This window comes from Stenotrophomonas sp. Steno-Z4 (assembly GCF_056393145.1).
On sequence record NZ_JBWJPC010000005.1, the window covers coordinates 320,311 to 332,291 of the forward strand.

The following is an 11,981-nucleotide window of genomic DNA, read 5'->3' on the forward strand; positions in this document are numbered from 1 at the left end:
GTTGACTGCGCGCTTTCCCCCGGCTGGCCCCCATGATTCCGCAACGCACCCTCAAGAACACGATCCGCGCCACCGGCGTTGGCCTGCACAGCGGTGACAAGGTCTACATGACCCTGCGCCCGGCACCGGTCAACCATGGCATCGTGTTCCGGCGCGTGGACCTGGACCCGGTGGTGGAAGTGCCGGCCCGTGCCGACCTGGTCACCGAAGTAACCCTGTGCACCGGGCTGACCTGCAACGACGCCAAGATCCAGACCGTCGAACACCTGATGTCGGCCCTGGCCGGCCTGGGTGTGGACAACATCATCGTGGAGCTGTCCTCGGCCGAGCTGCCGATCATGGACGGTTCCTCGGGCCCGTTCGTGTTCCTGCTGCAGTCGGCAGGCATCGCCGAACAGGACGCGCCCAAGCGTTTCATCCGCATTCTCAAGACCGTGGAAGTCACCGAAGGCGATAAGGTCGCCCGCTTCGAGCCGTATGAAGGCTACAAGCTCGGTTTCACGATCCAGTTCGACCACCCGATGATCCCGGCCAAGCAGTCGCGCGCCGAGATCGAGTTCTCCACCGCCGCCTACACCAAGGAAATCTCCCGCGCGCGCACCTTTGGATTCATGCGTGACCTGGAGTACATGCGCGAGCGCAACCTGGGCCTGGGCGGTTCGATGGACAACGCCATCGTGCTCGACGAATTCCGCGTGCTCAACGACGACGGCCTGCGTTACGCCGACGAATTCGTGCGCCACAAGATCCTCGATGCAATTGGTGACCTGTACCTGGCCGGCGGCCAGGTGCTGGGCGCCTACGAGGGCTTCAAGTCCGGCCACGCGCTCAACAACAAGCTGGTGCGGGCCCTGCTGGCCGATGCCAGCGCCTGGGAATGGGTGAGCTATGAGGCGCCCAGCAGCGTGGTGCCGGTCGTCTACGGCGCCCCCGCATACGCTTAACTCGTTAAAAAGATTGGAAAAGAACGGCGCCTTGGGCGCCGTTCGTCGTTTTCGGCGGTGTGCGCGGCGTGATGTTGACGTCAATGAACCGTGTACGTACCTGGGTCACGTTTTTGTGAACCCGATCCGGTTTCGAGCTGAATTTAACGAACTTTTAATAAAAGACTAACGACTGGACGACCCAGCACGGCTACGATGGCCGCCGGCTCCCAACCAGATTCACGTGATCGTGACGACGGTAGGGAAGGGGCGGGATGCCCCGATGGCTTCAGGACCTGGTTGAATCCACGTCCTTTAGACAGGCCAACGCGTCGCGTAGCCCTTTGTGCGTGGCGGCTGAAACTGCGTGGGGGCCATTCCTGTTATCGATCGCTGGGGAGCGTGGAGGAGCGGCAGCCGCGGTTTTGACGGTCACCTTGGTGACCTTCAGCCCGATGGACCGGGCCGCGTCGATCAACTGAGCCTCGGCAAGCCGAACTTTGGCGTGCCAGACAGGGGATTCGACGAGAAAAACGAGGTGTTCGCCGTTCACATTCGCCAACCGGCAACGGGTGGCCAGGGTGGGCGGCAAATGGGGGCGCAACTGACGGTCCAGCGCATCGAGCCACAGGGCACGACGCAGCGGATTGCCAGCTTTGTCACCCATGACTGCATCCAGCGCCGGCTTCGGCGTTGACGCAGGACGGGCACTGGATTTCGGCTCAGACATGAAAACTCACTGATGGCATTCAAAAAGATCGTAATCAAAACGCGTGAAGGACAGGCCAAGACGCCGCTGGCGCGTTTGCGTTTCTACTTCGAGGACAGGCCCCGCGCCCTGCTGGGCAGCGTACTCGGGCTGGGCTGCCTGATCGGCTTCGGTGCCGGTCTGGGTGGCAGCATGTTCAACGATTCCCGGCTCCACGCCAAGGTCGCCCAGCAGGAACGCGACCTGGCGCAGGCCCGCAAGGACGCCCAGACCCAGGTCAACGCCCTGGCCGCCCGCATGGGCGAGCTGCAGGCGCAGGCGACCCGGCTCAATGCGCTGGGCGAACGGCTCACCCAGATGGGCAAGCTGGAAGACGGCGAGTTCGACTTCAACGAGACCCCCGGCCTCGGTGAAGGCGAGCCTGGCCCGACCCAGGACATCCCGGTCAGCGCGGTCAACGCCGACTTACAGGTGCTGGAGCAGCGCTTCGCTGCTTCAGGCCGCCAGTTGTCGGTGATGGAATCGCTGATGTTCGACCACCAGCTGGAGCAGGACGCCGTGCCGGGTCGCATGCCGATCCGCAACAGCTACATCACCTCCAGCTTTGGTGGTCGCAACGACCCGTTCGGTCGCGGTCGCGGCAACCACAAGGGCATCGACTTCCATGCCAAGGTCGGCGACCCGGTCATGGCCGTGGCCGATGGCGTGGTCAGCTTCGCCGGCGTGAAGGGCGGCTACGGCAACGTGGTCGACGTGGACCACGGCAACGGCTACGTGACCCGCTATGCGCACAATTCGCGCCTGGTGGTGAAGCCGGGCGACCTGGTGCGGGCCGGCCAGGAAGTGGCCAAGGCCGGTTCCACGGGCCGTTCCACCGGTGCCCACGTGCACTTCGAGGTCTGGGAACGCGGCCAGGTGGTCAACCCGCGCAAGTTCCTGGGCGATGGCGGCAACACCCCGGTCGGGCGGGTTTCCCGCGGCTGAGGGCGCCATCTGGCGGATCGCGGGCGCTTGAAACCAAGTGCCCTCGTCCCAAGCTACAATGGGTGTTGCCATAGACAGGGCGCGATGCGCCCTGTTTCGTTTGCGGCGGGCGGCTCCCGAGGGAGCGTCGCCGTTGGGGCGTCTCATTCCAACCGGTTCCTTCAATGATCAACAGCCTGCTTACCCGCGTCTTTGGCAGTCGTAACGAACGCCAGCTGCGCCAGCTCAACCGCATCGTCGCCAAGATCAATGCGTTGGAGCCGGACATCGAAAAGCTCTCCGACGAGCAGCTCAAGGCCAAGACCCCGGAGTTCAAGCAGCGCATCGCCGACGGTGAAGCCCTGGACAAGGTGCTCCCGGAAGCCTTCGCGGTCTGCCGTGAAGCCAGCCGCCGCGTGCTCGGCATGCGCCACTACGACGTCCAGCTGATCGGCGGCATGGTCCTGCACCTGGGCAAGATCGCCGAAATGCGCACCGGTGAAGGCAAGACCCTGGTGGCCACGCTGCCGGTGTACCTGAACGCGCTGGAAGGCAAGGGCGTCCACGTGGTCACCGTGAACGACTACCTGGCCCGCCGCGACTCGGCGCAGATGGGCAAGCTGTACAACTGGCTGGGCATGAGCGTCGGCGTGGTCTACCCGGGCATGCCGCACAGCGACAAGCGCGAGGCCTATGCCAGCGACATCACCTACGGCACCAACAACGAATTCGGCTTCGACTACCTGCGCGACAACATGGCGCTGTCGCGGGCCGACCGTTACCAGCGTGGCCTGCACTACGCCATCGTCGACGAAGTCGACTCGATCCTGATCGACGAAGCGCGTACCCCGCTGATCATCTCCGGCCCGGCCGACGATTCCCCGGAGTTGTACATCCGCGTCAACCGCGTGGTGCCCAGCCTGATCCGCCAGGAAGCCGAAGAAGGCGAGGGCGATTTCTGGGTCGATGAGAAGGGCAAGCAGGTGCACCTGTCCGAAGCGGGCATGGAGCACGCCGAGCAGCTGCTGGTCGAAGCCGGCATCCTCAGCGCCGAAACCGAAGGCCTGTACGCGGCGCAGAACCTGACCGTGGTCCACCACCTCAATGCCGCACTGCGCGCGCATGCCATCTACCAGCGCGACGTCGATTACATCGTGCGCGATGGCGAAGTGGTGATCGTGGACGAATTCACCGGCCGTACCCTGGCCGGCCGCCGCTGGTCCGATGGCCTGCACCAGGCCGTGGAAGCGAAGGAAGGCGTGCCGGTCCAGCGCGAGAACCAGACGCTGGCGAGCATCACCTTCCAGAACCTGTTCCGCATGTACAAGAAGCTGTCCGGCATGACCGGTACGGCCGACACCGAAGCCTACGAATTCCAGAGCATCTACGGCCTGGAAGTGGTGGTCATCCCGACCAACCGCCCGACCATCCGCAAGGACTCGCCGGACCAGGTGTTCCTCAACCGCAACGGCAAGTTCAACGCCGTGCTGGCCGACATCCAGGAATGCAACAAGCGCGGCCAGCCCGTGCTGGTCGGCACTACCTCGATCGAAACCTCGGAAATGCTGTCCGAGCACCTGCGCAAGGCCGGCGTGCACCACGAAGTGCTCAACGCCAAGCAGCATGACCGCGAAGCGACCATCATCGCCAACGCCGGCATGCCCGGTGCGGTGACCATCGCCACCAACATGGCCGGCCGTGGTACCGACATCGTGCTGGGCGGTTCGCACGAGGCGGAGCTGCACGCGCTGGGCGAAGATGCCACCGCCGAGCAGCGCGCCAAGGTCAAGGCCGACTGGCAGGTCCGCCACGACCAGGTCAAGGCCGCCGGCGGCCTGCACATCGTGGGCACCGAACGCCACGAATCGCGCCGTATCGACAACCAGCTGCGTGGCCGTTCCGGCCGCCAGGGTGACCCGGGTTCGTCCCGCTTCTACCTGTCGCTGGAAGACAACCTGATGCGCATCTTCGCCTCGGACTGGGTCCAGAAGGCGATGCGCATGATGGGCATGAAGGAAGACGACGTCATCGAAGACCGCCTGGTCAGCCGCCAGATCGAAAAGGCGCAGCGCAAGGTCGAAGCGCACAACTTCGACATCCGCAAGAACCTGCTGGACTTCGACGACGTCAACAACGACCAGCGCAAGGTGATCTACGCCCAGCGCGATGAGCTGCTGGACGCCGAGTCGGTGAAGGACAACGTCGACGGCATCCGCGGCGATGTGATCTACGACATCGTGGCCCGCTTCGTGCCGCCGAACTCGATCGACGAACAGTGGGACCTGCCGGGCCTGGAAGCCACCCTGGCCTCCGACCTGGGCGTGCAGATGGACGTCACCGGCCTGGTCAAGCAACACGAAGAACTCGACGCCGAAGCCATCGCCAACAAGGTGCAGGCCCGCGTGGACGAGCACTTCGAGCAGAAGGAAGCCGGCGTCGGCGAAGAGACCATGCGCGCGCTGGAGAAGCACGTCATGCTCACCGTGCTCGACCAGAGCTGGAAGGAGCACCTGGCCCGGATGGATTACCTGCGCCAGGGCATCTACCTGCGCGGTTACGCGCAGAAGCAGCCCAAGCAGGAATACAAGAAGGAAGCCTTCGAGCTGTTCTCGGAAATGCTGGAGAACGTCAAGCGCGAAGTGGTGACCCTGCTGGCCCGCGTGCGCATCCGCAGCGAAGAAGAAGTGGCGGCGCTGGAAGCGGCCGAGCGCCAGCAGGCCGAAGCGCGCCTGCTGCAGTCGCAGTTCCAGCACCAGAACGTGGGCGGCTACGGCGCCGACGAAGAGGCAGCGGACGTGGAAGCCCAGCGCAACGGCGTCGTCGGCCAGGTGACCCGCGAAGAGCCCAAGGTCGGCCGCAACGATCCATGCCCCTGCGGCAGCGGCAAGAAGTACAAGCACTGCCACGGCCAGTTGAGCTGATCAGAAAAACCCCGCGAAAGCGGGGTTTTTTCTTGGGGCGGCGCCTGTGATATTTCGGACGCTGTTCAACGCCTCAGTACATTGCGCTGGCTACAGTGATCTCCGGGTACAACTTTTGAAATCTGGAGGTGGGTGTGGGCCAATTTCAGCGTAGTGCTGCGATAGCTGCGGTGCTGTTCACAGCGATGCCGATACCGGAGGCAGCGGCCGAGGGATCTGGACCGAGGCAGGCGACTGCTGCTTGCTGTCTCGGGGACGACAACAATTCGCAGCTCAAAGGCATCGGCCTGGGCCAGGAGAACCCTTCAGCTCCAGACCTGAGTGTGGATCCAGGGTGGCGGGTTCATGGATTCAAACGCGATGGAATCTCATATTTCCAGGTCAATGACGCTATGGGGCGCGTCCAGCTGATCATCGGCACGTTGGATGGCCTGTTCTGGGCATTGCCTGCCGGGGAGACATCAGATCACGTCGTTCTGCCTCCACGGCGCGTGGTGGACGTCGACGCCATGGATCGTTCCGAGGTGTACCGGCACCCAGCATTCACACTTGTGCGCTATCGAAAGGGTGGGGGCGCCGTGTGGTCAGTCGAGTATCCAGTAACGGAGCGTTGAACGACGGGTGAGTCCATAAGGACCATGCGGATGCGATTGTGGCGGCACTGAACGGCGCCGCCGTAGGCGAGCGCCCGACCAGAAAGCCGATCGATTGCCAACGTTCGGGTTGCTTCGGAAAGGCGATGGCGCGGGTCAAGAAGCGCCACGACCACAACGATGCCGTCGCGGCCTCCCACGCGGCCGCAACGCGCATTGACCCTAATCTGCGAGGACTCATTCTGCAACAACAGAGAAACCGCCTCGGTGAGGGTGCGGTACGTGGCCAGCTGCAGCGGGACTGTCAGCCGGCACGGATCGCCTACAAGTCGAGGTTGGGCGATGCTTCCCGTGTTCGACCATGCCTCGCTGATTCCGCCGACCTGCAGCGCCAGATACAGGCCAACATGCTCCAGCGCTGTCGGGTAGACCATGCTGGCCTGCTCGCGGAACTTGAGTGAGTACAGGCTGGAGGTTCGGATCAGGCTGCTGGCAATCTCCCCATGGCCTTGGCGTTTCAGCCAGTCGGCTGTTTCACTGAGGTAGGCGTCAATGCCGTCGCCGATCCGGTTGATCTCCAGCGCCCGGTGCCGAAGATCATTTTCACCCGTCAGGTGCGATGTCTTCGTCAGGGATATGACCTGTCTGCTATGCAAGTCCCGCGTCCTGTAGCGATGGTAGTAGTGACTGATGGTCGAACCCAAGGCGAGCAGCGCAGACCCTGCTACGGCCAGGATCAGCTGAACGGTGAACGTTTCAGCGTCGAAGGACCAAGCGCGACCGGTGGTAGGCATGGTCAGGCCGACGACAAGGTTCAGTAGCGGAACTCCGAGCACAGCGCCGCGCCACCCGTACAGGCAGGTCAGCACGATGGCAGGAAGCGCCATCATCAGCTGAAGACTCGGTCGAAGTCCCTCATACGCCGCCGGAAGCTGGATCGCAGACAGGCCAAGGGCAAGCATCAGCAGGAGCAGCCCTGTGGTGGCAATCGGAAGGCGCGGAGTCGGGTTCGGTCGCTGCCGCTGCAGCCATAGCAGCGCCAGTGGCGCCATAGTCAAAATGCCAATGAAGTTTCCAAGGATCTGATGTGCCGCCCTCGTTGGAAGGGGAATGCTGGAAGCTACCGGCCAAAGCAGCTGGGCGGTTCCAATGTTGATCAATGCGGCGGCGATGGAGGTCGTTGCGGCAAGCAGGAGCAGCCTTGCACCTGGGGCCTCGGGAAGCAGGTTCCGATGAAGCCGCACGATCAACGCAACAGTCGGCATCAGAAGGGCCGAGCTGATGATGGCCCACGCCATGCCGTACTTTTCAACCAAGGGATACCGAACCTGTGCAAGGTGGGCATACTCTCCGAGGATCAGATAAGGCCAGAGTCTGGTCGGAAACAGTAGTAATGCGGCAATCCGAAGGCCGGCCAACAGGTTGAACTGATCAACTGATATCTGGCGCGCAGCCAGGCAGGCCAGCGCGTACAGGGCGGCAAGCAGTAATCCATCTGGGTAGATGCGCATCTGCAGCTTCAACTGAAGTCCATTCTTCCACCAGTTCACCAGCACATTTCGCCTCCTGTTCAGTGCACGACGACATCAGCGGAGACGTGTCTTCGCTCGTCGGTGCGGGGAAGGTATCGGCGGTGGCGAATGGGTGCAATCGGGTCGGCGAACTTTCAGAATGGGCTGATTTTCGCGCTCTGCTCTCGAAGTGTGGTGGCTATCACCAGGGCGATAGGATGCAATGCCGAACCGGATGTTGGATGCGACTTTTCATGTTGAGTTTCAGAGCGTTTGACGTACTGAGCCACTTGGCGTCATCGGCCCGCCACGTGTAGCGATTCAACGTGTCCACTGAGGACCATGCGTCGCATCATCACAAACGCTATGCAATCGCATGAAGGCGCTGTTCTGTGACCGGCTTCTCTTATGCAGATCTTTCAGAAAAACCTGACACAGAAGCGTGGTGCATCCCCACGCGAGTGTCAGATGCGACCCACGTGTGGATATACGACAGAGGGTTAACGTGTTCAGCGCTGTCGCGAATGCATTGCATTCGGGGCAGGCTCGACGCGCATTGCGCTCCGCAGGCTGCGGCAGCGTCGCGTTTCCCCTGAGTCGCCATCCATGGAGTTTCATGAACAGGATTTATCGCCTGGTGTTCAACCGCACCACCGGCCTGATGCAGGTCGCATCCGAACTCGCCACGTCCCCCTCTTCCTCCTCTCCTGCCACCGACCACCGCCGCCGCCGTTCGCCGCTGAGCGCCGCCATGCTGGTCGCGCTGGGCCTGTCGACCGCTGCGCTGCCATCGGCGTTCGCGGCGGTGTATGACTTCAACGCGCCGGAGACCGTCAATGATTCGCGGGCGTACGTGGACGGCTTCCGCGTCGGTCCCAATGGACAGGTGCAGGTCGACGTCCGCGACGGCGGCAAGATCACCTCCAACGGCCTGGTGTCGGTGGGTACGTCGGTGGGCAGCGACGGCAAGCTGTACTTCACTGGCCCGACCTCGACGCTGACCGTTAACAGCGCATCGGTGCGCGTGGGTGATGCCGGCAAGGGCGAACTGCGCCTGAGCGAGGGCGCCGCAGCCACCGTTGCCAGCGGCACCGTGTCGTTCGGATATGGGGCCGATGGCTTTGGCATCGGCCGGGTGGAAGGTGCAGGCTCCTCGCTCAGCGCACGCCAGCTGCTGGTGGGCCGCGAAGGGGCGGGTCTGCTCGACATCGTCAATGGCGGTCGCGTCGAAGTGACCCAGCCCTGGCCGCTGGCGGGTACATCTTTCGGCATGAGCATCGGCACTGAAGCCGGCAGCATGGGCGTGGTGAACGTGAACACCGGCGGCGAGCTGGTCGTCACCGACAACGAGCTGCGGGTTGGCGAGGGCGGGACGGGCACGCTCAACATCGACAACGGCACTGTCAGTGTCGGTCGCAATCTCGTGCTCGGCGCTGCCAAAAACGCAGAAGGCACGGTCAACGTGCGCAATGGCGGTAAGGTCAACGCACAGCTGCTCAGTGTCGGCGCGGCGCAGGACTCGGGCGGCACGCTGCTGGTCAGTGGCGCCGGTTCCACCGTGGCCGCCGATGAACTACGCGTTTCCGCAAATGGCAACGGCAAGCTGCGCGTTGAAGACGGCGCCGTCGTTGCGGTCACCGGCAACGTCACCGCCGAGGATGAGCAGGGCCTGCCGAGCAGGCACGCGCGCATCGGCCGCATCGAGGTGTCCGGTGCAGGCTCCGTGCTGAGCGGCGACCGCGTGATGACGAGCACGCATCTGCTGGTCGACGACGGCGGCCAGATCCAGTCCAACAGCGCCCGTATCAAGGACTCCTACAGCAGCACCGGGACCGCAACCCTCACCGGTACCGGCAGCCGCTGGACCAACCAGGGCGAGCTGGACATCCGCACCGGCGTGGACGTGCTGGACGGTGCGGTGATCGGCACCGACACGCTGCTGGTGTCCGGCGGCGCCAACACCATGACCTTCAAGATCGGCGCGGTCGATGAGCAGGTCCGCGTCAGCGGCGCGGGTTCGGCCATTGAGGCCACCGGCGACGTCACGGTGGGCAGCCACCTGGTCGGCGAACCGTTCGGCATCCTCAACGTGGCCAATGGCGGCCGTGTTGCCACCGGCGGGGACCTCAAGCTGGGCACCCTGGGCTTTGTCGTGGTGGGCGGCGGCCTGGATACCTGGTCGGTCGCCGACGGCGCCCCGACCTGGGCGGCGGCCGAAGCGGCCGGCGAACTGGGCGCGGCCGATATCGTCATGGACGGTGCGCTCAGCGCGCTGGTGTTCAACCACACCGGCGACATCAGCCTGGCCAACACCGTCAGCAGTACCAACGGCACCACCGGCGGCGTGACCAGCGTGGCCGGCACCACCACCTTGACCGGCGACCTGGCCGACTTCGGGGGCAAGGTCACGGTCAACGGCGGCACGCTGCGCATCGATGGCGACATGTACACCGGGCGCAGCTATACCGGTACCAGCCAGGCTGCTGCACAGCAGATCGAGGTCACCGGCGGCACCCTGGTGCTCAACGGCAACTCCGGCTTCGACCAGACCATCAATTACGGCAGCAGTACCGGCGTGGTGCGCAGCTCGAACGTGATGGTGCGCAATGGCGGCGTGCTCGCCGGCAATGCGACCGTGGGCACCACCCAGGTGTTCAATGGCGGCGTGCTGTCGCCGGGTGATGCCGGCATCGGCACGCTCACCATCAACGGTGACCTGTACATCAATGCCGCGGGCGCGGTGCCCGAAAGCGTGGCCGACAAGGCCTTCTACGACGTGGACCTGCTTGGCAACGGCCAGTCCGACCGGGTCGCCGTCACCGGCAAGGCCTACATCGGCCATGGCGTCGGCATCGCCGGCACCACCGGTGCCACCGGCGTGCGCGTGACCGGGCTGGACCCGAATGCCAGCTACCAGAACGGCCAGACCTACGCGATCCTCGACGTGGCCGGCGGCATCAATGGCGGCTTCGACGATGTCATCTCGCGCTCGGCCTTCATCACCCCCACCCTGACCCAGACCGGCAACCAGGTCGTGCTGACCATCGCGGTCAACACGCCGGTGACCCCGGTGGATCCGGTCGACCCGGGTACCCCGGTTGATCCGGGCACGCCCGTCGATCCGGGCACCCCGGTCGATCCCGGCACGCCGGTGGATCCCGGCTTCCCGGGCACCCCGGGCGTGACCCCACCGATCGTCTTCGGCGCCGTCGCCGTCACCGGCAACCAGCGCGCCACCGCCGCGGCACTGGATTCGCTGCAGCAGTCTGGCGACGCGCTGGCGCTGTACAACGGCCTGCTGATGCTCGATGAGGCAGGTGCGCTGGTTGCCTTCGATGACCTCGGCGGCGAACTGCACGCCAGCAACCGTGCGCTGCTGCTGGACGACCGCTTCCTGCGTGAAGGCATCTCCCAGCGCCTGCGCCCGACGCCGGACACCAAGCTCAACGGCTCCTCGGTGTGGGTGGCCGGCAGCGGCGCCTCCAAGCGCCAGGACAGCGATGGCACCGCCTCGCGCACCCAGGAAACCCGCCAGGGCCTGATGGTGGGCTACGACTGGACCTTCGGCGACCGCTGGACCGTCGGCGTGGCCGGTGGCCCGGAATCGCTGCGCCAGCAGATCCGCGACCGCAACGCGATCACCGAGGTCGACGCTGTGCACGGTGGCCTGTACGCCGGCTTCCGTGGTGAGCAGGCCTGGATCAACGGCGGCGCCAGCTACGCCGACTACGAGCTGGATACCCGCCGTGAACTGGGTGCCGGCACCTCCTGGGAACAGAGCCTGGGCAGCCAGCATGACGCTCATTCGGTACAGGCCTTTGCGGAAGGCGGTTGGGATATCCAGCTCAGTGCGCTGACCCTGACCCCGTACCTGGCCGTGGCCTACACCCGCCTGTCGAGCGAGGCCGCCACGGAAACCGGCGGCACCGCAGCCCTGTCGGTGGCATCCAGCAAGGATGAGGTCTGGACCACCACGGCCGGCATCCGCGCCGCGTGGGACATCAGCGGTGGCCAGACCGACGGCGCCCGCCTGGAGGCCGGCCTGGCCTGGCAGAACGCGGCCGGCGAACTGCGTGCCGACTCGCGCAACCGCTTCGTGGCCGGCAGTGACAGCTTCACCGTCAGCGGCCTGCCGCTGGCGCGCAACGTGGGCATCGCCGAACTGGGCATATCGCTGAACACCTCCGACAACAGCCGCCTGTCGATGTTCGCGCAGGGCCGTGCCGGCGATGGCCAGCGTGAAGTGGGCGCCCAGCTGAACTGGAACGTGGTGTTCTGATCGAACCCGCCTCCTGAACCACCCGAAGGGCCCCGCATGGGGCCCTTCGTCTGTCCGGCATTGCGCATGCCCGGGCCGATTG

6 protein-coding genes are annotated in these 11,981 nt (G+C 64.7%); 4 read left to right on the top strand and 2 right to left on the bottom strand.

Going from position 1 to position 11,981, the window contains the following annotated elements:
* Nucleotides 1–32 precede the first annotated feature (32 nt).
* Nucleotides 33–944: a UDP-3-O-acyl-N-acetylglucosamine deacetylase gene (gene lpxC, locus AC06E7_RS13960; protein ID WP_184124746.1), complete on the top strand. Its 912-nt coding sequence runs from the start codon at nt 33–35 to the stop codon at nt 942–944.
* Between the two features lie 268 nt (nt 945–1,212).
* Here the strand turns inward: lpxC and AC06E7_RS13965 are convergent, their stop codons facing one another.
* Nucleotides 1,213–1,653: a DciA family protein gene (locus AC06E7_RS13965; RefSeq protein WP_083214065.1), complete on the bottom strand. Its 441-nt coding sequence runs from the start codon at nt 1,651–1,653 to the stop codon at nt 1,213–1,215.
* A 12-nt stretch (nt 1,654–1,665) separates the two neighbouring features.
* Between AC06E7_RS13965 and AC06E7_RS13970 the strand changes: the two genes are divergently transcribed.
* Nucleotides 1,666–2,616, top strand: coding sequence for a M23 family metallopeptidase (locus AC06E7_RS13970; RefSeq protein ID WP_068849249.1), 951 nt, complete (start codon nt 1,666–1,668; stop codon nt 2,614–2,616).
* A gap of 164 nt (nt 2,617–2,780) precedes the next feature.
* Nucleotides 2,781–5,516, top strand: a complete 2,736-nt coding sequence (secA, locus tag AC06E7_RS13975) for a preprotein translocase subunit SecA (RefSeq protein ID WP_093536075.1) — start codon at nt 2,781–2,783, stop codon at nt 5,514–5,516.
* Nucleotides 5,517–6,072: 556 nt separating this feature from the next.
* Here secA and AC06E7_RS13980 read toward each other — a convergent pair.
* Entirely contained in the window at nt 6,073–7,665 is a 1,593-nt protein-coding gene (locus tag AC06E7_RS13980) for an MASE1 domain-containing protein (RefSeq protein WP_478065102.1), read from the bottom strand.
* Between the two features lie 571 nt (nt 7,666–8,236).
* Between AC06E7_RS13980 and AC06E7_RS13985 the strand changes: the two genes are divergently transcribed.
* The gene (locus AC06E7_RS13985) at nt 8,237–11,899 is read left to right on the top strand and encodes an autotransporter domain-containing protein (protein WP_478065103.1); all 3,663 of its coding nucleotides are present in this window, start codon (nt 8,237–8,239) and stop codon (nt 11,897–11,899) included.
* Nucleotides 11,900–11,981 lie beyond the last annotated feature (82 nt).